Below are 23,357 nucleotides of genomic sequence, written 5' to 3'. Positions count from 1 at the left end.
GCGCTCAGGTTCCGCACGGGTCGGCGGCGTTGATCGGCGTCCAGGCTCGTTCGGTGTTCCAGCGGCGGTGTTCGGTGCGTAGCAGTTCGGCGTCGGAGGCGGTGAGTGCTGGAGTCAGCGAGCAGACGGCGGCGGCGAGGGTCTCGCGCAGTGCTTCCCGTCTGGTGTGCATCGCCGCGATCAGGGCGGTGCCCATCGCGGCGCTTTCACGATGGTCGCTGTCGTATCGGTCGATGAGTTCGATCATGTCGTCGAGCAGCGTGAACGCGGCATCCTTGAGGACGGTGCGGGCGGCGCGGAGGTGGTGCCGGGTCGCGCCGTCGAGTACTTTCTCCAGCGATTTGAGGGTGTAGTCGAGGGCGAAGTTGTGGTCGACCCACAGTTGGGCGTGGTGTGAGCAGACGCCGATGCGCCAGTCGGCGAACTCGGCGTCGAGCCGTCCCATCGAGGGCCGGACCTCGCCGGCCCGCCCGGCGGCGTGGACCTGTTTGGTGTAGGCGGCGCCGATGAGGCATTCCATGGACACCAGCATGTAGGACACGGCGGTGTAGAACGGGGCTCCGGTGGCGTGGCGGGCGAGGAATCGTTGGTCGTGGACGCCGTCGACGATGTCCTCGACAGCAAGGTCGGGATCAGGTGCGAGCAGCAGGTCGGTGCGGGCGAGGAAGTCCCGGGTGGCTCGTAGTTCCTCGGCGGTCATGAGGTGGTCGAAGGTGATGTAGGTGAACCGCGTCGCGATCCCGAGCGCCGACAGGGTCCGGATGGCGAGCGCGTTCTGCTCGGCCACGGTCTGCTTGTTGAACCGGGCCAGGATCGAGGTGACCCCGGACTCGATGCCGAACAGGCAGCGGCGCAGGCCCCGCGCGCGCAGCGCACGCCACATCCGGGCGCGGTCGAGGTGCCAGGCACGGTCGCGGGCCGGGTCGGTGACCTGGTCGACCCGGCAGGAGGTCTCCCACCGCAACCTGGCGGTGTGCAGGACCTCGGCGACCGCGACCGCTCGGGTCGCGGCGTCTGGGCCTCTGCCGATGAATTCCTCGTCGACCAGGTACAGGGTGCGTGAGACCTGGGGGTGCCGGTCGAAGACCTCGCCGATGGCCGCGACGATCTCGGGCAGTTCGGTGGCGGCGATGCCCGACCATTGTCCTTTGTGGCCGCGTGGGCAGAACGAGCAGAAGTTGGTGCAGCCGCGTGAGGATTCCAGTTGAGCGACGCCGCGGTGGGTGAAGGTGGCATCGAGCAGGTCGAGTTCGGGGAAGTAGTCGGTCTGGGCGCGGTTGGCGACGGTGGCGGTGCGGCGGAATCGGCCGATCGTGTGCGTGGCTTCGCCGCGCGCGGCGCCGGTGTAGCCGATGCCGCGGATCTGGTCGCGGTCCAGGTCGCCGTGCCAGTGCGCGACCAGATCGGCGAGGGTGGGTTCGCCCGCGCCCCGGGCGATGAGCAGCCACGGGTAGTCGCGCAACAGCAGCTGTTCGTTGCGTGCGACGAGGCTTCCGCCGGCCACCACCATGGGCCGGTGGTGCGCGGCGGCGACCGTGTCGAGCAGGGTGGTCAGCAGGTCGTGCTGGCCGAAGGTGGCCGAGACGCCGAGGATGTCGGGCCGTTCGGCTTCGACGGTGTCGAGGATGTCGTCGAGGCGGGTTCCCAGCTGCATGTCCATCAGGGTGACGGTGCCGCTCAGATTCGAGCGGACCGCGCGGGCGAGGTCGCTGATGGCCAGGGGGAACCGCGGCAGTGGGAAGTGGTCGGGGTGATACAGCGCGGCCAGCAGCACGTTCGGGCTGGTGAGCCGGTGCAGGGCTGCGGCGTCGATCCGGGCGTGACTGCACCAGGCGCTCGGGTCGGTGAAGCCGATCGATCCCCGCGCCCACGCGGGCCAGTCACGCTGGCGCAGTGCGGCGCCGGATAATTCGGCCGCCAGCCACCGCTCGGATGCGGGGCGGTCGGGGTCTTCGGCGGGGAGAAGCCGATGTTGCAGCGTGCCGGTGAGCACCACAGCGCCGGGGAACACCGTGCTCAGCGCTCGGGTCAACGGGCCGGGTTGTTCGGGCGGGTGGGCGGCCAGGACCCGGGCCAGGGCGGTGTGGTCGATGTCGAGGCGGTGGGCCAGTTCGAGGATTCGTGTGTGGTGGGGGTGCTCGAGCATCACTGGGGCCGTTCGTTCAGGGATCGGGATCGCGGCAGCGCGGACCCGCGGCGCGTGCCGACCAGGGATGTCGGGCGCTCGGGGCGGTGCCGGGGAAGGGACTCAGTCGGTCACGGACACTGAGTCATACGCGCAACTCCAGCCACAGGGCCGAGTGGTCGCTCAAGCTCGTCAGCCGTGGTGCGTGGTCGTAGTGACATCCGGTCACGTCGTCGCGGTGGGCGCGGTCGATGAAGGCGTGGTCGAAGCGGTAGCCGTTGCGGTGGCCATCGGAGCGGGCACGACCGAACCAGGAGTGCTCGACGGCGCCGGGGTGGCGCAGCCGGAAGGCGTCGAGGTGATCGTTGCGGTCGAAGGCGCGGTAGAAGTCGTACTCCCAGCCGCCGTACACCGCGTAGTGCGGGACGTGGCCGGGCTCGACGACGTTGAGATCGCCCAGCACGACCGCGGGGGTCTCGGGTGGCCTGGCCGCGTTCCAGTGCGGCAGGGCGGCGGTGACCGCGTCCTGGAAGGCGCGCTTGGCGATGTTGCGTTCGGTTTTCGGGCCGCGCGAGGGCACATACAGTCCCAGGACCGATGCCTGCCCGGCGGGCAGTTTCACTGTCGCCGCGACGCCTCGGTGCGCGGCGACGCCCGCGAACTCGACCGGGTCGATCGTCGCCGAGCGGGCACCCAGCAGTACCCGATACCGGTCGGGGGCCGGGGGCAGGTGCACGGTGTACCCCGCGACCGACAGGGCGTGCGCGGCGGCCTCGCCGCCGGGTCCGGCCGAGACCTCGGTCAGGACCACCACGTCGGGGCCGGCGTCGATGACCCAGCGCATCTGCCGCGCGGCGCGGGCGGCGCTGGCGTGCTGCACATTATCGCGACAATCAGTTGTAGGGCTGCCAGACGATGCTGTCGTGGGTGCGGAGGGCGCGCAGACGCCGGGCATGCTCGGTGGCGACGCCGGGTCGGCTGGTGAGGTCGGGGATGACGCTGGTGACCAGGATCAGCTCGCGGATGCGGCGCAGTACCGGCCATGCGGGGCTGGTGGTGATGTCCTGGCCGTAGGCGTGGGCGAGGCGCGTGTGGTCGTCGGGGCGGCCGAAGCGCCGCGCGTCGACGGCGTTGGTGGCCAGATCCCAGGCCAGAGGGCCGTGTCCGGCGCTGTCGAGGTCGCACAGCACCACGCGGCCATCGTGGTCTCGCAGCAGATTCCCGGTGTGCGCGTCGCCATGGACGACGCCGCGGGGCAGCGCCGGGAGGCGGCGGTAGCGGGCTTCGACGGTGGCCCATTGTTCACGGAGCCAGTCGAGGTCGTCTGCCGGGAGCGCGGGGTCGGCGTCGCCGAGTCGTCGGGCCGCTGCGTCGAAGGGGTTCCATCGCGGGAGCTGATCGGGTGCGGTGCCGGCGTCGAGGGCGTGGAGCGTGCGTAGCGGCTCGGCGAGATCTGTTGGTTCCCAGGCACGTTCGGGCCTGGCGAGGGTCTGCCAGATCGTCGCCGCGGTGTCGGCGGTGAGGATCGGCTGGTCGATGCCCGGCACGAGGTGCGGGATCGGTGCGTCGTGGTCGGTGAGCCAGCGGGCGATAGCGGTGACGCGAGGGGCGCGGAAGCGCCCCACTGCGCCCATTCCGATGCGCACGACCATGGGTGCGGTGGCGAGTTGCCAAACAGCGTTGTTGGTGTATTTGATCAGGATCGCGCCGCGGGGATCGAGATCGACGACCGCGCAGATCGCGGCGAGATCGGCGCGCAGGTCGTCGATGGCAGTGTGCGGGGCGTGCGCCACGGCGTGCTCCCTGGACATGGAACTCACGGGTGAGCGGCCTGCTTGCGCTGCTCGACGTAGCAACGCCTCGCTGAGGTAAGACGTGCGCCGGTTGGTTGACGATGAACTCGACCAGCCGCGCCACGTCGTTTGCCTCCAGCACAGGACCGACTTCGTCAGCGTAGTTCACGAACCATTCGGAGTCGTCGCCCACCGACATTGCGCACCGGGCCCCACCGTCGATCGATGCTGAGGGTGCGAAACTGGCCGGGTGGAACTCAACGGGGACCCGATCACTCAGTACCAGCTCGCGGCACTGGGTTTGGTCGGCTACGGCCACTTCACCTCCATGCGCGTCGAACACGGCGCGGTGCGGGGGCTCAGCCAGCACCTGGACCGCCTCACCCGGGACTGCCGGACCGTCTTCGGCACCGACCTCGATACCGGCCACCTGCGCGCGCTGATCCGCCGCGTCCTGCCCGAGAACGGCGCCCCCGTCATAGTCCGCGTCACCCTCTTCGATCCGGACCTGCCCCTGGGCCGGCCCGGAGACACCGCCGCCCCTCAACCTCTGATCAGCTGGCGGGCCGCGCCCGAGCTGCCCTCCAGGCCGCTGTCGCTGCGGTCCGCGGTCTACAGCCGCGACCTGCCCCACACCAAGCACATCGGCCTGTTCGGTGCCCTGCACCAACGCCGCCTCGCTCAGCAGGACGGCGCCGACGACGTGCTGTTCACCAACCCCGACGGCACCATCACCAAGATCGCGACCTCCAACATCGGCGTCATCACCGGCGGCCGGCTGATCTGGCCACAGGCCGAGGTGTTGGCCGGGATCACCATGCGGCTGCTCAGCCAGACCCTCGGCGACGACGTCATCACCAAACCGATCACCCTGGCCGAACTGCCCGCCATCGACGCCGCGGTCGCCACCAACGCCGCGGTCGGCGTCCGTGCGATCAGCCGCATCGACGACGTCGAACTCCCCGACCATCACCCGCTGATCGACCAGCTCCGCACCGAGTACGAAGCGATTCCTGCACAACGCATTTGACCACCCACACGGCCGCCGTCGACACTGAGCCCAAGATCCGGAGCACGCGAAAAGGGGGACGCGCCCGCGATGACCATCGTGGTCCGGGAATGGACCGGCACCGAAGCGCGCGCACTGCGCAGCGCGCGCCGGATGAGCCTGATCGACTTCGCCGCCCACCTCGGCGTCAACCCCCGCCTCGCGCAGCGCATCGAGTTGCGGCGTCCGCGCGGTGCCGTCGGGTCCTGGTACGGGGTCGCCGGCGAACCGCGCGGTGTCGAACATGTGTTCGACAATACGGGCGGGGCGGCAATCTACATCAGGGCACCGACACATTCCGGCGGCGGACAGCCGATGCCCCTGACCTACCGCTCCTGCCGGAAGACGCCGGCCCGACGCGCCACCTGGGTTCCGCTGGAGGTGGGGCTTGTCTACGGATACGAGGCGGTTCCGCCTCGCGATTCGATTCGTCAGTGCTCGCGCGGAAGGTTCAGCCCGCGTCGATGCGGTCGTGTGCGCGCAGCAGCAGATCGTCGACCCGGGATCGGACCGGCGTTGGTGCCGCGAGTCCGTCGCCTGTGACCGCGGCGCACAGCCGCGCGGCGAAGTCGGACACCGGCACGCCGGTCTCCTCGGCCCGCCAAGCGAGGATCTCGCGGGCCTTGGCCGCCGGGATGGCGTAGACCAGCCGCAGCATTCCCACGGCCTGCTCGACCGCCGCCCCGGCCGCGACCATCCGCGGCAGTGCCTCATCGACCAGCGCCTTGGTTCGGGCGTGCAGAGTAGGGGTGAGATCGAGGTAGATCCCCTCGATCTCGGTGTCGGGTCTGTCGCTGTCGTCGTTGGTTGGGTCGGCGAGCAGGATCAGGGTCCGTTCGGTTCCGGCGCCGTCGGGCAGGCGCACCCGCAGGCAGAACCCGCCCCCACCGGCCAGCGCCTCGGCCAGCGGTCCCCGATCACACGGGCGGGTCCGGGCCAGCAGCGAGGCCACACTCATCTGCCCATCGGCGGGGTCCACCGGCGCGTGCACTCCGTGCAACGCGGTGGACTGCCTCGACCACCACATCGTCTGGGAGCCGGGGCGGTATCCGAAGCGGCCGACACACACCGGCGCCGCCGCGTTCGCGGCAGTGTTCTCGTGCTGATGATGCACCTGCCTCGTCATGTCCTTCCCTGTGTCGACTCGGGATTGTTTCACTTCAGAAATCGGTGACCGGCCGCCGGTCATTTCCGGTTTCTGCCGTGAGGAGTATCGCCAGCCGATGAGGTTTGACGAGCGGGTCCACCGACGGTGGGCAGCGGTGGGGGAGCGGGCCACACCTCGCCCCGCCCCGCCAGTGGCGGAGAGGGCGAGGAGGCGGGGGCATCGGGATGACACCGCGCTGTCCTCCACCCGCTATTGCAGCGCTATCGCCGTATGGTTCGCAGCGGCACGGCCGAGTCGGGAAGCCGGCCGCGTCGATCGCGGTACCGGGTGAGGCCGGCGCGGTGAGCCGTATCGCTCACGCGATCGTTCCTCGCCGCGACGGCCCCACCCCTTACCGGCGCCGAGAACCCGCGGCCGTACGGTCTCGCTGGCCAGCCTGCGCGCGGCGTAGGTCAGCGTGCAGCGAAGATGTCGCCGTATACGCCGCGGTTGACAGCCAGCACCAGGTCCACCACGGCCTCGGCGCCGTCGGTGTCACAGCGGCCGAGCATCGGCAGGAGCGGGGTGAGCACCGGTTGATCGATCACTAACCCCTAGCCCCGGCCCACGTCGGCGGTCACAGCCAGGGGTCTGGCCTGTCCCACCCACCGCGGGGTGGCCGGGGTCCGCGGCACCGGCGCCGCGGTCCCGTCCCGGACGGTGTGGACTCCGCGCGCGCCCAGCCCGGCCACGACGGCGTCGAGCACGGCGAGGACCTCGCGCGGGGTCCGGGGCCCGTCGCGCAGGGCCTGTTCTCCAGCGCACCGCACAGCCGACAGGGCGAGGTCGGCGCGACCGTGCTCACCACCAGGACCGGCGCGCACTCGCCCGAGCCGGCCCTCGGCGGTGCGGGGATGGACGATCTCAGTTCGCATATCGCGGGTGAGGCGCCGGCGGGAGAAACATGGGGCGGCTGAATCTCATCGAGTCCGGGTGTGGCCTGTCGCTGCGGTGGACGCGAGCGGTGGTGGGGTGGCTGACCCATTCACACACCCAGATCAAGCCGACCCGTTGCACGATGGGAGCTTCGTTGAGACCGTCCACGGTCACGGTGATCTCGGTTGCGGGATCGGCGTTGCCGTAGAGAACCCACCAGGTGGGATGGTCCACATCACCGGGATTGACTTGTTGGACGGCTTGGGTCGCGCCGAGCGGGAGGGGGTCGTGCCAGGGCGAGAGCTCCGGTGGCCGGTTCAGCAGCGCGGGTACCTCGTCTTATGGCGGAAATGCGACAGGTCGCGATCCACGGAACCCGTGGCATCCGGGAGTTCGGTCGCCGCGGGCACCGCGGTGACATCGCCCTGTCCACCTGCCCGGGCGGGCGCGCCGCGGCGGCAGCGTCGGCTCCGGCACGGAGCGAGCGACGGGAAGCAACTCGCACCGGGCCGATCGGATACGCAGCGGTGCCGCCGTGGCGACATCCTGCCCCGGACGCTCACCGGGACGGCAATGTCCTCCTCACCGTTGCGGCGGCGCCGCTGCCGGTCCGTAGCGTTGGAAGCATGGACCAAACCTGGCAGTCGTGCCCTCGCTGCGGTGACCACGTCCCGCTCGTGCGGCGCGGGCGGCCGCGGCGCTGGTGCTCGGACCGGTGCCGCCGCCGCGCCTCCGATGAGCGCCAGGCCGCCGCGCACCGCGACACCGCGGTTCGCGTACACGAGATCCGGCGCACGGTCGTCACCGAGCGGGTACGCCCGATGACCCCGGACGAGATCGTGGCCGCGACGCTGCGCACCCCGCACCTGCTCGACGCGATCGTCACCGCGGCGGTGCGCGGGCTGCAGAACGGTACCTTCAGACGCACCGACCGCGCCGGAACCCGGCTGCGTCGCCACATCGCCTACGAGATCACCCAGCTTGCCCACCTTTACGCCGACCTCGCCCACGGCGAGCTCGGCGAGACCCTCGCCGAGCGGGCCGCCCGCGCCGATCCCGAGGCCGAGCCGACCCTGCCGATCGAGCTGACCCGCGTCGCCGCGGTGCACCAGGTGCTCGCCGACCCCCGCGCGACCCAAGAGGTCTTGCGCGCCCTGCGCGACCGTGCCCGCGCCGGGCAGCTGGTGCGCGGCGACAACGAAAGCACTGCCACCATCCGCGCCGCCCGCCAGCTCTACGACGAACTGCGCCGCGCCGGCCAGATCTCGAACTGACCCTCGGGCCCCGCACCAACCGCTGCCCTGCGCGGACCTCCGAGCGCTCTCCGGCACTGCTGACCCACCCCCCTTCGCCCCCTGGTGGTGTGCGTCACATCGACCGGTCACACCTAGTGCATCCGGATGTCCCGGGACGGTCACGGTGGTGATTGTCGTCCGGGCGACAGCGATCGGACCGCCCTGCCGCGCCGTCTTCGGCTCCACGACACGCACGCCGCCGCGGCGCGAGTTCGCACTGTTCCGCACGCACCAGCCGAGCTCGTGGGTGCGAGGGCCCGGCCGCCCCCGGCTCGTAAAAGTGGCCAGTTTTACGACATCTTGCTCACCGAAAAGCAGCGGGTTCGCTGTCGGTGACGGATGGTCAGCGGGAATCCCCCGGGGTGGTCGGTCCGCTCAACAGGGGCCGTAGAAAGAATGCATGACCGTGTAGAGGAGACCCTGCACAGCTTGCTGAGGGCTCCGAGGACATCGACCCGTCACACCCGCAGGGCGGGAAGGACAGGGGACGCGACGGCCTGTGCAGGAAGGACGGCAAGTCCTGGATCTATGCGGTGTACTTCCCGCGCGGGCAGAACCGTTCAGCGCGATGGGGGAGAAGTTCCGCGACGATCTCGAGGCGGCGGCCGAGCATCCCGTCGCCGTCGTGCCGAATATCTGCGCCGACACGGCGCTCGTCGGCAAGGCCGAGGAGGACGGGGCCCTGGTCGACGTGCGGACGATCGAGACCAGCACGATCTTCACTATGCCCGGACGCTGACCCCGGCACCGGCAGACGCTATTACTGTATAGTCGACAGTATGGAGCGGGTCGTGCCGTCGGGGTACGCGCCGGGGGAGTCTCGGCGCGGTGCGCGAGGTCCCGGCCGGTACCTCGGGCACCTGGTCTCGGTCACCTCGTGACCTATTCCACGCTGCAGACGGAACGAATCCTGTTCCACACCTGCGGGTTGCCGTGCGGCTGGACCATGTCGGCCAGCGTGGTGTCCGAGACCGAGCCGCCCGACCGGATTCCGCGGCGGTGATTGTTGTCCGAAGAACCGCAACCGAACGCCGGGGCCGGGGCCGGTGTCGAGAGGAGTCCTCATGCCAGAGGCCGTCATCGTTTCGACCGCGCGCTCCCCGATCGGCCGGGCCCGCAAGGGCTCGCTGGCGGAGCTGCGGCCGGACGATCTCACGACCCAGGTCGTGCGCGCCGCGCTCGACAAGGTGCCCGCCCTCGACCCGGCCACGATCGACGACCTGATCGTCGGCTGCGGCTCCCCCGGCGGCGAGCAGGGCTTCAATATCGGCCGCGTGGTCGCGGTCCAGCTGGGCTACGACACCCTGCCCGGCACCACCGTGCACCGCTACTGCGCCTCCTCGCTGCAGTCCACCCGGATGGCGTTCCACGCCATCAAGGCAGGCGAGGGCGATGTGTTCATCTCCGCGGGCGTGGAGACCGTCTCCCGGTACGTGAACGGCTCCGCCGATTCCTGGCCCAACACCCAGAACGGGGTCTTCGCCGAGGCCCAGGCCCGCACCGCCAAGACCGCCGAGGGCGGCTCCGGGATCTGGCACGACCCGCGCCAGGACGGGCTGATCCCCGACGTCTACATCGCCATGGGCCAGACCGCGGAGAACGTCGCCACCTCCACCGGGATCACTCGCGAGGAGCAGGACCGCTGGGGCGTGCGCTCGCAGAACCGCGCCGAGGCCGCCATCGCCGCGGGCTTCTTCGAGCGCGAGATCACCCCGGTCACCCTGCCCGACGGCACCGTGGTGACCAAGGACGACGGCCCGCGCGCCGGCGTCACCTACGAGGCGGTCTCCGGCCTCAAGCCGGTCTTCCGTCCCGACGGCACCGTCACCGCGGGCAACTGCTGCCCGCTCAACGACGGCGCCGCGGCCCTGGTGATCATGAGCGACACCAAGGCCAAGGAGCTGGGGCTCACCCCGCTGGCCCGGATCGTCTCCACCGGCGTCTCCGGGCTCTCGCCCGAGATCATGGGCCTGGGCCCGATCGAGGCGGTCAAGCGGGCGCTGGCGCTGGCGGGCAAGACCATCGACGACATCGACCTGGTCGAGATCAACGAGGCCTTCGCCGTCCAGGTCCTCGGCTCCGCGCGCGAGCTGAAGATCGACGAGGACCGGCTGAACGTCTCCGGCGGCGCCATCGCGCTCGGCCACCCGTTCGGCTCGACCGGCGCCCGGATCGCCACCACGCTGATCAACAACCTGCAGACCCACGACAAGCAGTTCGGTCTGGAGACCATGTGCGTCGGCGGCGGCCAGGGCATGGCGCTCATCATCGAACGGCTCAGCTGAGGCCGCGCTGCGGGCGACCGAGATCGCACCGGCTCTGCTCGCCATTGTGATCGGCAGCCTCTCGCCCGGCAGCGAGCCCGGGCCCGCCGCCATGGCGAGCATGCGCGCGGTCACCGGCCGCGACCACATCGGGCGGACCCTACGCGCCAACCCACTGTCGATAGAGGCCGCTGTCTGCCGAGGTCACTGGTGGTTCAGGTCGTCGGCGTGGGTAGGCGGCACGACGCGGAGTTATTGTGGTCAGCATTACCGTATGGTCAACTGTATGACATGCGACACAGGCGGCGACCGAAGGTGCTCGCGATGGACGGAGCGGGGACGGAGGCGACCGGCGTACGGCTCGCGCTCCTCGTCGCGGGGCTGATGAGCGTTGTCCTGCTCACCAGCACGGCGATCTGTAGCCCCGGCGTAGCGAATTCCGTTCCTCCGGGGCACAACGTTTCCGGGGTGCGGCTGACCGCATTCCCCTTCCCCGAGGAACTCGGCACGCGGTATGGCGCGACATTCGATCAGGCTCTTCTCGACCTTTTCGCCCGTGAGTATGCACGCACGAGCGGAGCCGAAGCCGATGTCGAGGATTTCCTGCTGTGGTGGCTTCCCTCCCGCTTGACAGGGATCGCCTACGGATCGTCGCCGGGCCCGGCGGGGCTGCGACTCGACCCCGCGGACCCGGGAGATTTCGGGAAGATGGTGGGGCTAGCCCATCTGTGCGGCTTCTTTCTGGGTGATTGGATATTCGCCGAAACGCAAGCGTTCGGTGACCCGGAGAATCCCGCGACCGGGCTCCCGATTCCAGGGCTGCTGTTGCCCGATCGGCTCGTCAGCGCACACTACGACGATGCCGGTGCCTCGATTCGCACGGCAACGATCGGGACGCCGGACGAGGTCATGGAGCGGACCCGGTACTCGATGCGCGGCGACGGCCGGCTGTTCTTCGACAACAACTTCGGCATGCTCGGCTACGACGCGGGCTATCTCGACCTGATCATGCGGACCAATAGACCCGATGGGGTGGACCCGGGTGTCGAATTCGACTACGACCCCGCTGTCCTTCTCGGCATCCGGTACGGGGCCGACGCGGAGAGCTATGTCGAGCTGGCGCGCGCGGAGTTCGAGCGGGCCACTGTGCCGGGCAGCGTTCCGGCGGCCCGCGCCCGGGCGGAATACGAGGCCGAGCCCGGCCTGCTTCGAGTCCAGCGGGAACTGTCCGATCTCAGCCGCGGACTCTGGTCCCTGCCACTCCTGAGTGTGCGCCGCTGGGATGCCGATTCGTACCGGAAGCTCGTGCGAAACGGCTACTACGCCGTGCAGCAGAACGAAGCCAACGCGCGGGCCTCCGTTGCGGCGTACGCCCTCGAGGACATCGACCTCGGCCGGCGGCATCTGCGGGCAACGGCACTGTGGCGGGTCTACATCGGGCAGTACCTCACCGGATTGGCCGATCATTCCGGAGCCGGTCGGCTTGCCGGTTTCCTTTTCGATTCCTGACATTCGCCTGTATTCGAGGCTCGATAGTGGAGGTCGGTCATGCCGATAACGCGACGGCGGTCCCGCTGGTTGTACGCGGTGGTGGGCATCGTGCTGATGCTGGGAACCCAGGCGCAGGCGCACGCCGATCCGGCGTCCCCCGCCGCCCCGGCATCGCCTCCCGCCCGGGATCGAATGCAGGTGGCGGACGAGCCGTGCGCGGTGGCGGTTCGGCAGCTGCCGAACCCGGAGATGCCCGCGCAACCGATCTTCGTCTACGAACCGACCGGCGCCGCCGAGGCGCCGTTGACCGGAGGCCGATGTGAGAGCGCGGCACGTCCGGCCGTCGTGATCGCGCACGGCTTCTCCGCCAGCGACCCAGGGGCCTACCTCGGACTGATCCAGCACCTGGTGCGCGCCGGAAATGTGGTGCTGTACCCGACCTATCCGCTGGGTACCACCGTCCAGCAGTTCGAGGACAGCTATCGGCGCTTCGACGCGGGTGTGGTCGCCGCGCTGGCGACGACCAGGGCCGACACGTCGCGAATCGGCTTCTGGGGGCACTCCTTCGGTGGCGGGATGGTCCCGTACCTGGCCCAGCAGGCCGGTGCCCGCGGCTGGGGAAGCCGTGGATTGTGGATCTCGATGGTGGCGCAGGCCTACTCCCAGCTGGTCGGAACCGGCCAGGTCGAGGTACCGGCGAACACCAGGGCGATGACCATCGCCTTCGACCAGGACAATGCCGCCGATGCCCGGCTCGGCATCGATATCTTCCGATCGCTCACGGTCCCGGCCGATCAGAAGTGGCACATCACCGTGCGGGCGGACGCGCACGGGCAACCGGCGCTGGCTTCCGACCACACCACACCGGCCTCCTTCGGCCCGGCCGGGGAAGACACCTACGACTTCCTGCTGTACCGGTACGCCGATCAGCTCGAAGGCTGTGCCATCGGCCGCATCGGCTGCGATCTCGACCTCTCGACGGTGGGTGACTGGTCCGACGGCACACCGATCGCTCCCGCCCTGGTCGGCGCCGATCCCGTCGATGTCGGTCCGGCGCCGGCGCTGGTCGCGGACTGCGACGGCGGGATCGCCGGAGGGCCGCCGATCGCCACCGTCGGTGAGCAGCCGCTCCTCGGTGGAATCAATCCCCGCTGGCAGAACTGCGGCCCCACGCACCGGTAACAGCGACGTTCCCGCCATAACTTCTCGAATCCGGCCGAACAATTCCAGCAGCGCACCGGCAATCCTTACTGTAATGTCGACAGTATGAAACTGGCACTACGGGCCGGGGGAGTGAACCCGCCGGAAAGCGACGACGTTCCAAGCCGAGGCGCGCCGAAGTCGAGGCCGCGGGCGGTTGCCGATCCCTCCGACTACGGCGACCTGATCGGTACCAGCACCCGGGACGTGCTGGAACACTTCGCGAAATGCCCGCGGTGCGGTTATGCGGTGCAGGCGTCGGAGACCGTCAGGATCTATTCGAGGAGCTACACGGAGCGAATCCTGTTCCGAACCTGCGGACTGCCGTGCGGTTGGCAGGAATTCCTGAGTTCGGTATCGGACACGTCGCCCGCACCGCGCTGATTATCGGGGCGGCACGCTCCGGAGCGCTACTCTGTCGCGGTATGAACGTTCGTGATCGGGTTCTGCACGCCGCCCTGGAGTGCTTCGCCGAAGACGGGTACGAGCGGACTTCGATCGCCCGGATCCGGGAACGCAGCGGAGTGTCGAACGGTGCGCTGTTCCACCACTTCGGCAGCAAGGAGGCGATCGCGGGCGCGCTGTACGTGGACTCGATGAGCGCGGTGCACGCCGAGTATCGGAGCGTGCTGTCGGCGCGACCGGCGACGGTGGCAGCTGGAGTTGCCGGGGTGATCTCGCGGCAGCTGGGCTGGGTCGAGTCCGATCCTGCCCGGGCTCGATTCGTGTATGCGCAGGGCCGATTGGACTGGGCCTCCGAGCCGGGTGCGCGGCTGCGGGCGATGAACCAGGAGATCGCGGCGGCCTACCGCGCGTGGCTGGCGCCGTTCGTGTCGCGTGGTGCGGTGCGCGATCTGCCGATGGCCGTGATCGTAGCGATCGTGACCGGGCCCGCCCACGCACTCGCTCAGCAGTGGCTGGCGGGGCAGCTGCCCGGCTCCGTGCTGACACACCTCGACGACCTTGTGGACGCCGCGGTCGCGGGGCTGTCCGGAAGCCCGGCGCCGCCACGGCCCGCCGCCGCGGCTGTCCGCGGCCGGGTCCGGATTCAGCTGCTCGACGAGGGTGGCGGGGTGATCGCCGAGGGCGAAACCGAGGCCGCGCTGCCAGATCCGCGCTAGCCGCGGACTCGGCGGACCTGGACAGAGTGATACTCCGGAGTGTTACTCTGTTCGGGTTGTCGCGCCGTCGCACCCATCAGGAGCAGTCATGACGTCTTCCACCGTCGAGGCCCCGCCGATCGAGCTCGGCCCGCGGTACCGGGCCGTCCGGGCCCGGGCGGCCGAGGCGGCGGCGCGGTTCGCGGCGGACGCCGTCGCGATCCGCGGGTATACCGTCGAGCACGGCGCCGTTCGCCCCGACGTGTGGCGGGCCTTCTGCGAAACCGGCTGCCTGGATGCCGCGTTCGACGGGCAGCGCGAGGCGGGGTTGCTCGGCACCGCGCTCGTGCTCGAGGCTTTCGCCGAGCAGGGGATCGTGCTGTGGATGCCGGTGCTGTCGATCGCCATCGCCCGCGCGATCGACCAGGCGGGGCCGGAGGCCGCGCGCGCGGCCTGGTTACCCGGTGTCGCCTCCGGGGCGGTGCACCTCGCCATGGCGGCGACCGAGCCGGAGTCCGGGCACAACCTGTTCGGTGTGCGGACCGAAATCCGGGCGCAGGGCGATGTCTTCACCGTATCGGGCCGCAAACGGATCAGCTCCGGCGTCGATCTCGCCGAGCGAGTGCTCGTCCTCGGCCGGACCGGCGGTGGCCACACCGCCGTGCTGGTCGATCCGCGGTCGACCGGGGTGACCGTCACCGAGGTCCCGATGCGGTTCCGGGAGGGGGTGCGCCAGTACCAGCTCGACTTCGAGGACGTGGTGGTTCCGGCCGAGGCGGTCGTCGGGGTGCCGGGGCAGGGGATGCGGGTGCTGTGGAGCTTCGCCGCCGTCGAGCGCATCCTGACCGCCGCGCTCTGTGCGGGTTCGGCGTCCTACGCACTCGAACGCGCTGTCGCGCACGCGAAATCGCGGGTCGTCACCGGGAGTATCCCGATCGGCGCGCATCAGTCGATCGCGCATCCGCTGGCTCGCCTGCACGCTCGCGCGACTGCCGTACGTCTGCTGGTGTGGCAGGCCGCGGCCCGGTGCGACACCGCTGCGGGCAACGACGTCGCCGCCGAGGCCAACGCCGCGAAGGTCCTGGCCTCGGAGCTCGCTTTCGACTGCGCCGATCATGCCGTGCAGGTGCTCGGTGCCGAGGCGTGGAACGAGCGCAACGGTTGGCTCGACCACTACCTCGACGCCCGGTTGTCCCGGTCCGGGCCGGTCAGCACCGAGTTCGCGCTCAATTACCTCGCCGAACACGTGCTCGGCCTTCCCATGCACCGATAGCGCCCGCAGTGGCCGGGCGGCGGCCTTCGCTGTACTCACGGGCCAGGAACGCCGAGCGGTACCGCCACACTCCGGCCACGCTCGACGGGTCGACTCCGGTCAGGCGAGTGATGCGTTTGATCCGGTGGTCGACGGTGTTGGGGTGCACGAACAACTCGCGAGCGGTCTGCTTGCGGTTGCCATCGTTGGCGAAGTGGACCCGCAGGGTCTCCACCAGCTCCGGGTACGGATCGATCGGCTCGAGCAGCGCGGCGAGGGTATCCCGTGCGGGCCCCGGCCGGGTGAGCTGATATTCGAGGCTCATCTCCTCGAAACGATAGAGCCGTCTCGGGTAGCCGAGGACCGTGATCGTATCGAGAAGCTGATGAACCTGTTCGGTGGCGACGGCGACCATGTGGCACTCGGCCTGCAGGGCAACCGCCGCGACCGGGCCCCGGACGGTCGCGGCCAGCTCCGCCGCGAGTTCGTCGAGGTCGTCGAATCCGTCGACGAAGTCTGTGGGTAGCAGGACGGTGCCGCCGTGTGCGCTGAGCCAGGACAGTGCGTCGGCGCCGTAGCGGGACGCGAGCCGGGCTCGGATTCGCCGGAGCGCGGGCCGAGCGGACGTCGCCGGTAGTGTCGCGGAACCGCGGTGGCGGCCCGCCAGCGAGAATTCGACCGCGATGACCATGTAGCTCTCGGCGATCTCGATCCCGCATTCCCTGGCCATCGCCGAGGTGAGGGTTCCGCTGACCAGGGCCGAAGTGGCGGTGCGAATCGCGACCTGGTGCTCATCGATGGCGTCGCAGAACTCCCGGAGATAGTCGGTGGTGATGTCGGTCGTCACCGTCGACAAGATGTCCACGGCACGGTTGACCCCATCGACGAAATCTCGGAAGTCATCGAGTTGCACTGTCTGCGAACCCGATTGGACGGCCCGGCGCAGGCGGGGGGCGGCGAGCTGCTCGAGGCCACGAGCGAGACCGTCCCGTACGGCGTAGTGGATCTTGCTGATCGGCACCCCGCTCTGGACATCGGCCGCCGCTGCCGCTCCGAGGTGGGCGACCTGGCGTGCCACGTCGTCACCATCGACGGCACACGTCACCAGCTCGCAGCATTTACGAGCGATGAATGCGACATCGTCGGGGGCGTCCTCGAGTATGTTCTCTTCGTTCGATGAGATGGTCGGCAACTCTGGAACTTCCTTCCCGGATGCGAACTGGCTCGGGCGCGGTGCGCGATCCACAGAAATAGAACAGCGTGCTACCGCGGTTACAGTATGAACAACTGCATTGGTTTCCGGTAGGCCCCGGCCAGTCCCGCGTCGCAGGGCGCTGTGCCGATGTCGGCCTCGTAATGGCGGTGTGTGCGGTGGCCGCCTCCTGACCTCGACCGCCGCTCCGGACGCGTGTCCCGTCGACAACTGGAATCCATGACGCTCGCAGGAGCCGTGCCCGAGGTACAGCCGCCCCGCGGTCGAACGGATCACCCTGTCGCGCACCGGGACCCTGGTCGCGCCGGCCGATGCCGGGCTGGAGTGGAAGGACCTGCGGTTCGCGCCCGGCGGCAGCTGGCAGGTCGCGAAGCCGGACGCCATCCGGGCGCCACCGAGATCACGGGCTCGCTGCCGGTGAACACCGGCGGCGGGGTTCGCGCTGCTCTACGGCGCGCTGGGCATCGCGGGCGCCACGATCGTCACCACCTGATCGCCCGGGGCGGTCCGCTCATTGCGGCCCGGTTGTTTCGGTACCGAGCAGCAGCTGGAGGAACGCCCGGATCTGGGTGACGACATCGATCTCCGGCCGGAAGAACGACTGCAGCTCCAGCCCGTCGATCAGCGCGACAACCATGGTGGCGATAGTCGCCGGATCGGCATCCTGCGGGATCCGGCCCGTATCGCGCAGCTCGGTGAAGACGCGCGTTCCGACCGCCTCCAGCTGCCGGAATCGGTCGGCGAAGAACTCGTGCGCGGTGTGCTCGGGTGTGGTGGCCTCGGCGGACAGCCGGATGTAGAGTTCGCGCAAGCCGGAGACGCGCCGGTTCTCCTCCAGGCCGGTCAGCATCGTGCGCAGTCCCTCGTCGGGGTCCCGGCCGTCCCAGTCGCGGTCGTGCGGGCGGTCCCGACGGCGCAGCAGCTCGATCAGCAGCTCGTCCTTGCTGCCGATGTGGTGGGTCACGGTGGTGGTGCCGAGCCCCACCTTCGCCGCGAGTTCGCGGATGGTGACCGCGTTCCAGCCGCGCTGGTCGACGAGTTCACGAGCGGCGTCGATGATCGCCTCTCGTTTGGCCTCGCCCTTCGGGTACTTCCGGGCCGGGTGCATGCGCACACTCTATGCGGCCGGGACCTGCCCTTGTCGAGAGAAATAGAACGTTGTACTATTTCTCCTACCGGGGTCACGCCGACCGGCCGGTTCTCTCTTCCCCCATGGTCGAAAGGGCAACGATGTCCAAGCGCAAGAGCCACGAGCAGGATCGGTACCAGCGGGTGCGGGAGATCGAATCGCTCGATCCCGCCACCGACGCGCAGCGAATCGTCGACCTCTTCACCCTGGACTACGGCAACATGCTGATGATCCAGATGATCACCGGGAACATGATCACGTTTGCCGCTCCGACGATGTCGAAGGTGCACGAGGTCTCCCGCCAGGTCGAGAAGGACACCGAGAAGCGCAGCATCGACACCGCGTTGTTCCATCACGTGGTGGGCGAGCACGGCTTCGGGCCGGGCCCCGGCCGGGAGGCGGCCAAGAAGGTCAACAACATGCACCGCCACTACGACATAGTCCAGGAGGATTACCTGGCTGTCGCCGCGGACAATACGCTCACCCCGGTCCGGCTGGCCGACAAGTTCGGCTGGCGGCGGGTCACCGACAACGAGCGTGAGGCGATCCGGATCGTGCGAAGTCAGGAGGCCCGGATGTTCGGCTCGCACAAGCCGCTGCCGGACTCGCTGGCCGAGATCGAGGAATTCTACGAGAAGTACCTCGACGAGAAGGTCTCCTACTACCCGTACAACGAGCAGGTCGCCAAGGCGTTCCTGGCCTGGATGCCCGGAATCTTCCCCGCGGGGCTCGGCCGGGTGATGGTGTGGTTGCTGGTTGCCCAGGTCGATGTGCGGCAGCTCGACGCCTGCGGGCTGAAGCGGCCGGGCCGGTTGCGCAAGGCGCTGTCCGACGTGCTCATGCGCAAGCTCGGGTCCACACCGGCGGCCGACCAGGAGGAGGGCGCCACCGCGGGGATCGAGATCCTCGCCAAGCGCGTGTACCCGCACGGCTGGAACCTCGACAGTCTCGGTCCCGCGAAGTACAACCTGCCCGCGGGGCATCCCCCGGTGCAGGCCCGGCCGGAGCCCGTGGAAGCATCATGACCCCCGTGGTGGAGGCGCCCGCGGCCCGCGTGGCCGGGGTCGTGGAGACGGTCGAGCGCGCGCGAGCGTACTTCGCCACCGGCGCTACCCGCGGCATCGATTGGCGGCTGGCCCAGCTCGCCGCGATGGCCGCGATGCTGGGGGAGAACCGCGCGCGCTTCGAGGAGGCGCTGCGGCGGGATCTGCACAAGGGAGCCACCGAAGCGAGGTTCACCGAGCTGGGTTCGGTACTCGGCGAGATCGCGCACACCCGGCGGCACCTGCGGCGTTGGCTGCGGCCGCGCCGGGTCTCGGTACCGATCGGAATCGCACCCGCCCGGGCTCGGCTGGTCGCCGAGCCGCTCGGCGTCGTGCTGGTGATCGCGCCGTGGAACTATCCGCTGCAGCTGACGCTCGCGCCGCTGATCGGTGCCATCGGGGCAGGCAACACCGCGGTGGTGAAACCGAGTGAGCTCGCGCCGCACGTCTCCGCCGTGCTGGCCGAGCTGCTGCCCCGGTATCTCGATCCGCGGGCGGTGTACGTGATCGAGGGCGGCGTCGCCGAGACCACCGAACTGCTGCGGCAGCGGTTCGACCACATCTTCTACACCGGCAGTGGCCGGGTCGGCCGGATCGTGGCGCGCGCGGCGGCCGAGCACCTGACGCCGGTGACCTTGGAACTGGGCGGCAAGAGCCCGGTCTGGTTCGACGACGATGCCCACCTGGCGGGCGCGGCCCGGCGCATCGCCTGGGCGAAGTTCACCAACGCGGGGCAGACCTGCATCGCCCCCGACTATGTGCTCACCACCCCGGATCGGGTGGCCGCGCTCACCGCCGCCATCGGTGCCGAAGTGACCCGGATGTGGGGCGAGGAACCGGCGCGAAGCCCCGACTACGGCCGGATCGTGAACGACCACCACCACGCGCGGCTGCTCGGCTATCTGGCGGAGGGCGAGATCGCCTTCGGGGGACAACACGATGTCGCGACCCGATATCTCGCCCCGACGATCCTGCACGTCGGGCAGGCACCGGATGCACGATCGGACGAGGACGGCCGCGCGGTGCTGACCGAGGAGATCTTCGGCCCGATTCTGCCCATCGTGGTGGTCGATTCGGCGCAGGCCGCGGTGGACCACATCAACGCCGGGGAGAAGCCGCTGGCGATGTACGTCTTCGCTGGTTCCGCGGCCACCCACGAGCTCTTCGTCGCCGCCACCTCAGCGGGTGGCGTCGGGCAGGATGTGGCGTTCCTGCAGGCCGGAGTGCCGGGGCTACCCTTCGGCGGGGTGGGGGAGAGCGGGATGGGCGCCTATCACGGCGAGTACTCCGTACGCACCTTCAGCCACCTCAAGCCGGTGCTGCGCAAGCCCTATGCCCTCGACGCGCTCGGGGTCACCATGCCGCCGTTCACGCCGTGGAAGCGCCGGATCGCCGATCGGTTCAGCCGATCGGCGTGACGAGTTGTGCTCGCCATTACTGTAAATGTTACCGTACTGGCGTGCAGAATGCCGTGAACGGCATCTTCCTCGACCGGCGGGGCGCGCTGACGCAACGGCTGCTCGGCGAGGGGGCCTGCCACGGCATGCGCGCAACGCTCGCTGGTGCGGCCGCGGCCGATGCCGCGCCCGACGATGGAAGGTGACAGGATGCGACCCTCGACAACCGAGTTCGCGGCCGGATTCCGGATTCCGCTGATCGCTGCCCCGATGACCGGGGTCTCCGGGCCCGAGCTGGCGGCCGCTGCCGCGGCCGGCGGGGTCGGCGGCTCGTTCCCGGTCCACAACGCGAGCACGAGTGCTGAGCTCGACGAATGGCTGAAACGGCTGGTGGACGGGCCGGGCCCGATTCTGCCGAACCTGGTGGTGCACCGCAGCAACGCACGGTTGTCCGCGGACCTCGCGGTCGTGACCGCGCATCCCGTGCCCGCCGTGATCACCAGCGTCGGCTCGCCCGCGCACGTGGTCGGACCGCTGCACGACGCCGGCATCCTCGTCTTCTCCGACGTCGCTTCGCTGCGCCATGCCGAACGCGCGATCGCTGCCGGGGTCGACGGTCTCGTCTTGCTGACCGCGGGCGCAGGCGGGCAGACGGGCTGGGCGAATCCGTTCGTCTTCATCCGTGCGGTCCGGCGGTTCTGGGACGGCCCGCTCGTGCTGGCCGGCGGGATCACCGACGGCACCGCGATGGCGGCGGCACTGCTGGCCGGCTGCGACTTCGTCTACATGGGGACCCCGTTCATCGCGACCGAGGAGAGCCGGGCCGACCCGTCCTACAAGCGCGCGATCGTGGCCTCCTCGATGGACGACATCGAGTTGACCAGCGCCCTGACCGGGCTGCCCACCAGCATGATCCGTGCCGGGGTCGGCGGTGGGAACGGTGATTCCGCGCGCGCGGCCGGAGACTTCGACGCGGGCGGGCTCGGCGGCGGCGACCAGCAGCAGCTCTCGGTCGAGGCACAGATGTTCAGCGCCGGGCACGGGGTGTCGGGGGTGGACGAGGTCGTCACCGTCGCCGCACTCGTGGATCGGGTGGAGCGGGAGTTCCGCGCCGCGGGCGACCGCCGCCTTGCCGGGCACCCCTAGCGCGGACGGTCCCGGCTCGCCGTCGCGGGCCGGGTGCCGGAAACGTGGGCCCGGTTCCGCACCGGGCCCACGCTGGTCAGCTCTCGGCGGATGCCGCTTCGGCTTCGGCCCGCGCCCATCGGTAGTCGGCCTTCCCGACCGCACTGCGGCGGATCTCCGCGCGGAACAGGACGAGCTTGGGCAACTTGTACCTGGCGATGGAGCGGCCCGCGTGCTCGATCAACGCCGCCGCGTCGGGCTCGGCGTCACCGGCGGGCACCACGATCGCCACCACCTCCTGGCCCCAGCGTTCGCTGGTCCGCCCGACGACGAGGACGTCCTCGACCGCCGGATGCGAGCACAGCGCGAGCTCGACCTCCTCCGCGAACACCTTCTCGCCGCCGGAGTTGATCGTGACGGCGTCACGGCCGAGCAGCTCGACGGTGCCGTCGGCCAGATGCCGGGCACGGTCGCCCGGCAGCGCGTACCGCACACCGTCGATGACGGGGAAGGTGCGCGCGGTCTTCGCCGCGTCGCCCAGGTAGCCGAGCGGAGTGTGCCGCTGCTGGGCCAGCCAGCCGATGTCCTCGGCGCCGGGGTCGAGGACCGCGCTGAAATCCTCGGCGACCACGCGGGTGGTCGCCCCGGCCGAGAACCGTCCGGTGGACACGGCGCCCTCGGTGGACATGTGGTTGAGGACCACGCCGGTCTCCGAGGAGCCGACCGCGTCGAGCACGAGCAGGCCGGGGCGGGCCGCGATCCAGCGCTCCTTGACCTGCGGGCTGAGGATCGCGCCGCCGCTGGAGAGCACCACGAGCGAGGAGATGTCCGCGCCGGTCGATTCGGCCGCGGCCAGCAGCGGGCGCGCCATCGCGTCACCGACCAGGGTCAGCACGGCGACGCGTTCGCGCTCGATGGTGCGCACGATCGCCTCGGCGTCGAAGTGCTCGACGACCGGGGAGTACACGATGGTCTGGCCGAGCGTGATCGCGGTCAGGGTGGCCCACTGGGCCGCGCCGTGGATCAGCGGGGGCAGCACCATGATCTTCATGGCCGGGTTGGCGGCCGCCCTGGCGCCGATCTCGTCGATCGAGTTCACCAGGATCTCGCCGCTGATGACGTCACGGCCGCCGCACGCGGCCAGGAAGAGGTCGTGCTGGCGCCAGAGGACGCCCTTCGGCATGCCGGTGGTGCCGCCGGTGTAGACCACGAGCAGGTCGTCCGGCGAGGGCTCCGGCGCGGCCGGGTCGGGCGCGCTCCCGGCCACGGCGGTCTCGTAGTCGACCGCTCCGTCGAGCAGGGCGTTGCCCGAGTCGTCGGCGATCTGCAGCAGTACCCGCACCCCGGGCAGCTCCGGGAGGATCTCCGCGACCGCGGGGGCGAAGGTGGCGTGGTAGATCAGGGCGTTCGCGCCCGCGTCGGTCAGCAGGTAGCGCAGTTCGTCCCGGACGTAGCGGTAGTTGACGTTGAAGGGCGCGACGCGGGCGCCGAGCGCGCCCAGGATCGCTTCGACGTACTCGGGACCGTTGTAGGCGTACACCCCGATCATGTCCTGGCCCACCTCGTGCCCGGCGAGCTCGGAGCGCTCGGTGTGGCAGCCGAGACCGCGCGAGCGCAGGTAGGCCGCGAGCCGGGCCGAGCGGTCGGCGATCTCGCCGTAGGTGGTCCGGCGTTCGCCCTGGATGATCAGCTCGCGATCCGGCACCGCCGCTGCTGCGGCGGATGCCGCCGCGGCGATCGTGAACTGCGGGGCCGAGGATGATCCGGTCGCGGTTCCAAACAAAGTGGCTCCTTGGTTCTGGTGGGCACCATCACTCCCGACAATAGACAACTGTAAGCGTTACCGTTTTGTTTTCCAT

23 protein-coding genes are annotated in these 23,357 nt (G+C 69.9%); 15 read left to right on the top strand and 8 right to left on the bottom strand.

Translation table 11 applies throughout. The annotated features are described in order from the left end of the window. Window positions 1-4: 4 nt before the first annotated feature. The 3 genes from ACFUJ1_RS08035 to ACFUJ1_RS08025 form a co-directional block, all read right to left on the bottom strand. Window positions 5-2,146, bottom strand: a complete 2,142-nt coding sequence (locus tag ACFUJ1_RS08035) for a B12-binding domain-containing radical SAM protein (RefSeq protein WP_378643854.1) — start codon at window positions 2,144-2,146, stop codon at window positions 5-7. A gap of 124 nt (window positions 2,147-2,270) precedes the next feature. Then, window positions 2,271-3,005: an endonuclease/exonuclease/phosphatase family protein gene (locus ACFUJ1_RS08030; protein WP_378643852.1), complete on the bottom strand. Its 735-nt coding sequence runs from the start codon at window positions 3,003-3,005 to the stop codon at window positions 2,271-2,273. Between the two features lie 13 nt (window positions 3,006-3,018). Beyond that, a complete protein-coding gene (locus tag ACFUJ1_RS08025; protein ID WP_378643850.1) occupies window positions 3,019-3,918 on the bottom strand; it encodes a phosphotransferase enzyme family protein in 900 nt (299 codons plus the stop codon). Window positions 3,919-4,168: 250 nt separating this feature from the next. Between ACFUJ1_RS08025 and ACFUJ1_RS08020 the strand changes: the two genes are divergently transcribed. After that, on the top strand, window positions 4,169-4,948 hold the full coding sequence (locus ACFUJ1_RS08020; protein WP_378643848.1) for an aminotransferase class IV family protein: 780 nt from the start codon (window positions 4,169-4,171) through the stop codon (window positions 4,946-4,948). Between the two features lie 469 nt (window positions 4,949-5,417). Here ACFUJ1_RS08020 and ACFUJ1_RS08015 read toward each other — a convergent pair whose 3' ends face one another. Further along, on the bottom strand, window positions 5,418-6,155 hold the full coding sequence (locus ACFUJ1_RS08015; protein WP_378643846.1) for an ANTAR domain-containing protein: 738 nt from the start codon (window positions 6,153-6,155) through the stop codon (window positions 5,418-5,420). 371 nt (window positions 6,156-6,526) lie between these two features. Next, a complete protein-coding gene (locus ACFUJ1_RS08010) occupies window positions 6,527-6,661 on the bottom strand; it encodes a hypothetical protein (protein WP_378643844.1) in 135 nt (44 codons plus the stop codon). Window positions 6,662-6,775: 114 nt separating this feature from the next. Here ACFUJ1_RS08010 and ACFUJ1_RS08005 point away from each other — a divergent pair, with 114 nt between their 5' ends. The 10 genes from ACFUJ1_RS08005 (at window position 6,776) to ACFUJ1_RS07960 (ending at window position 15,612) form a co-directional block, all read left to right on the top strand. After that, a complete protein-coding gene (locus tag ACFUJ1_RS08005) occupies window positions 6,776-7,030 on the top strand; it encodes a hypothetical protein (protein ID WP_378643842.1) in 255 nt (84 codons plus the stop codon). Window positions 7,031-7,615: 585 nt separating this feature from the next. After that, window positions 7,616-8,263: a hypothetical protein gene (locus ACFUJ1_RS08000; RefSeq protein ID WP_378643840.1), complete on the top strand. Its 648-nt coding sequence runs from the start codon at window positions 7,616-7,618 to the stop codon at window positions 8,261-8,263. 589 nt (window positions 8,264-8,852) lie between these two features. Next, a complete protein-coding gene (locus ACFUJ1_RS07995) occupies window positions 8,853-9,023 on the top strand; it encodes a hypothetical protein (RefSeq protein ID WP_378643838.1) in 171 nt (56 codons plus the stop codon). Between the two features lie 138 nt (window positions 9,024-9,161). After that, the gene (locus tag ACFUJ1_RS07990; RefSeq protein ID WP_378643837.1) at window positions 9,162-9,287 is read left to right on the top strand and encodes a hypothetical protein; all 126 of its coding nucleotides are present in this window, start codon (window positions 9,162-9,164) and stop codon (window positions 9,285-9,287) included. Between the two features lie 61 nt (window positions 9,288-9,348). Further along, window positions 9,349-10,569 (top strand): acetyl-CoA C-acetyltransferase, encoded by a 1,221-nt coding sequence (locus ACFUJ1_RS07985; protein ID WP_378643835.1) that lies wholly within the window; start codon window positions 9,349-9,351, stop codon window positions 10,567-10,569. A gap of 303 nt (window positions 10,570-10,872) precedes the next feature. Beyond that, on the top strand, window positions 10,873-12,057 hold the full coding sequence (locus tag ACFUJ1_RS07980; protein WP_378643833.1) for a hypothetical protein: 1,185 nt from the start codon (window positions 10,873-10,875) through the stop codon (window positions 12,055-12,057). A gap of 39 nt (window positions 12,058-12,096) precedes the next feature. Then, window positions 12,097-13,221: an alpha/beta hydrolase family protein gene (locus ACFUJ1_RS07975; RefSeq protein WP_378643832.1), complete on the top strand. Its 1,125-nt coding sequence runs from the start codon at window positions 12,097-12,099 to the stop codon at window positions 13,219-13,221. An 84-nt stretch (window positions 13,222-13,305) separates the two neighbouring features. After that, window positions 13,306-13,623, top strand: coding sequence for a hypothetical protein (locus ACFUJ1_RS07970; RefSeq protein WP_378643830.1), 318 nt, complete (start codon window positions 13,306-13,308; stop codon window positions 13,621-13,623). A gap of 41 nt (window positions 13,624-13,664) precedes the next feature. Then, window positions 13,665-14,360 carry a TetR/AcrR family transcriptional regulator gene (locus ACFUJ1_RS07965; protein WP_378643829.1) on the top strand — a complete coding sequence of 232 codons (696 nt, stop codon included), beginning with the start codon at window positions 13,665-13,667 and terminating at the stop codon, window positions 14,358-14,360. 88 nt (window positions 14,361-14,448) lie between these two features. Continuing rightward, window positions 14,449-15,612 (top strand): acyl-CoA dehydrogenase family protein, encoded by a 1,164-nt coding sequence (locus tag ACFUJ1_RS07960; protein WP_378643827.1) that lies wholly within the window; start codon window positions 14,449-14,451, stop codon window positions 15,610-15,612. Here ACFUJ1_RS07960 and ACFUJ1_RS07955 read toward each other — a convergent pair. Both ACFUJ1_RS07955 and ACFUJ1_RS07950 read right to left on the bottom strand, forming a co-directional pair. After that, the gene (locus ACFUJ1_RS07955) at window positions 15,566-16,783 is read right to left on the bottom strand and encodes a PucR family transcriptional regulator (protein ID WP_378643826.1); all 1,218 of its coding nucleotides are present in this window, start codon (window positions 16,781-16,783) and stop codon (window positions 15,566-15,568) included. The two genes, ACFUJ1_RS07960 and ACFUJ1_RS07955, sit on opposite strands and share 47 nt — an antisense overlap. Before the next feature lie 532 nt (window positions 16,784-17,315). Continuing rightward, window positions 17,316-17,912, bottom strand: coding sequence for a TetR/AcrR family transcriptional regulator (locus tag ACFUJ1_RS07950; RefSeq protein WP_378643824.1), 597 nt, complete (start codon window positions 17,910-17,912; stop codon window positions 17,316-17,318). Window positions 17,913-18,034: 122 nt separating this feature from the next. On the opposite strand from ACFUJ1_RS07950, the gene ACFUJ1_RS07945 reads away from it, so the two are divergent. Genes ACFUJ1_RS07945 through ACFUJ1_RS07930 form a run of 4 tightly spaced genes read left to right on the top strand, consistent with a single transcriptional unit; the run spans window position 18,035 to window position 21,519 of the window. Continuing rightward, entirely contained in the window at window positions 18,035-18,958 is a 924-nt protein-coding gene (locus ACFUJ1_RS07945; protein WP_378643823.1) for an oxygenase MpaB family protein, read from the top strand. Next, window positions 18,955-20,394: an aldehyde dehydrogenase family protein gene (locus ACFUJ1_RS07940; protein ID WP_378643821.1), complete on the top strand. Its 1,440-nt coding sequence runs from the start codon at window positions 18,955-18,957 to the stop codon at window positions 20,392-20,394. The genes ACFUJ1_RS07945 and ACFUJ1_RS07940 overlap by 4 nt, the downstream gene beginning before the upstream one ends. 41 nt (window positions 20,395-20,435) lie before the next feature. Then, window positions 20,436-20,579 carry a hypothetical protein gene (locus ACFUJ1_RS07935; protein ID WP_378643820.1) on the top strand — a complete coding sequence of 48 codons (144 nt, stop codon included), beginning with the start codon at window positions 20,436-20,438 and terminating at the stop codon, window positions 20,577-20,579. Window positions 20,580-20,583: 4 nt separating this feature from the next. Beyond that, on the top strand, window positions 20,584-21,519 hold the full coding sequence (locus ACFUJ1_RS07930) for an NAD(P)H-dependent flavin oxidoreductase (protein ID WP_378643818.1): 936 nt from the start codon (window positions 20,584-20,586) through the stop codon (window positions 21,517-21,519). Window positions 21,520-21,595: 76 nt separating this feature from the next. On the opposite strand, the gene ACFUJ1_RS07925 is transcribed toward ACFUJ1_RS07930, so the two are convergent. Further along, window positions 21,596-23,281, bottom strand: a complete 1,686-nt coding sequence (locus ACFUJ1_RS07925) for an acyl-CoA synthetase (protein ID WP_378643816.1) — start codon at window positions 23,279-23,281, stop codon at window positions 21,596-21,598. Window positions 23,282-23,357 lie beyond the last annotated feature (76 nt).

The sequence above is a fragment of the Nocardia sp. NPDC057227 genome, from assembly GCF_042669725.1.
Taxonomy (GTDB): Bacteria; Actinomycetota; Actinomycetes; order Mycobacteriales; family Mycobacteriaceae; genus Nocardia; species Nocardia asteroides_A.
Note: the sequence above shows the minus strand (reverse complement) of the source record. Positions and strands in the feature narration are given on the sequence as shown.

Excerpts from the sequence above, each read along its gene's own strand:
- ACFUJ1_RS08035 (WP_378643854.1), bottom strand. The coding sequence starts at position 2,146 with ATGCTCGAGCACCCCCACCACACACGAATCCTCGAACTGGCCCACCGC.
- ACFUJ1_RS08015 (WP_378643846.1), bottom strand. The coding sequence starts at position 6,155 with ATGACCGGCGGCCGGTCACCGATTTCTGAAGTGAAACAATCCCGAGTC.
- ACFUJ1_RS08000 (WP_378643840.1), top strand. The coding sequence starts at position 7,616 with ATGGACCAAACCTGGCAGTCGTGCCCTCGCTGCGGTGACCACGTCCCG.
- ACFUJ1_RS07995 (WP_378643838.1), top strand. The coding sequence starts at position 8,853 with ATGGGGGAGAAGTTCCGCGACGATCTCGAGGCGGCGGCCGAGCATCCC.
- ACFUJ1_RS07985 (WP_378643835.1), top strand. The coding sequence starts at position 9,349 with ATGCCAGAGGCCGTCATCGTTTCGACCGCGCGCTCCCCGATCGGCCGG.
- ACFUJ1_RS07980 (WP_378643833.1), top strand. The coding sequence starts at position 10,873 with ATGGACGGAGCGGGGACGGAGGCGACCGGCGTACGGCTCGCGCTCCTC.
- ACFUJ1_RS07975 (WP_378643832.1), top strand. The coding sequence starts at position 12,097 with ATGCCGATAACGCGACGGCGGTCCCGCTGGTTGTACGCGGTGGTGGGC.
- ACFUJ1_RS07970 (WP_378643830.1), top strand. The coding sequence starts at position 13,306 with ATGAAACTGGCACTACGGGCCGGGGGAGTGAACCCGCCGGAAAGCGAC.
- ACFUJ1_RS07965 (WP_378643829.1), top strand. The coding sequence starts at position 13,665 with ATGAACGTTCGTGATCGGGTTCTGCACGCCGCCCTGGAGTGCTTCGCC.
- ACFUJ1_RS07960 (WP_378643827.1), top strand. The coding sequence starts at position 14,449 with ATGACGTCTTCCACCGTCGAGGCCCCGCCGATCGAGCTCGGCCCGCGG.
- ACFUJ1_RS07950 (WP_378643824.1), bottom strand. The coding sequence starts at position 17,912 with ATGCACCCGGCCCGGAAGTACCCGAAGGGCGAGGCCAAACGAGAGGCG.
- ACFUJ1_RS07945 (WP_378643823.1), top strand. The coding sequence starts at position 18,035 with ATGTCCAAGCGCAAGAGCCACGAGCAGGATCGGTACCAGCGGGTGCGG.
- ACFUJ1_RS07940 (WP_378643821.1), top strand. The coding sequence starts at position 18,955 with ATGACCCCCGTGGTGGAGGCGCCCGCGGCCCGCGTGGCCGGGGTCGTG.
- ACFUJ1_RS07930 (WP_378643818.1), top strand. The coding sequence starts at position 20,584 with ATGCGACCCTCGACAACCGAGTTCGCGGCCGGATTCCGGATTCCGCTG.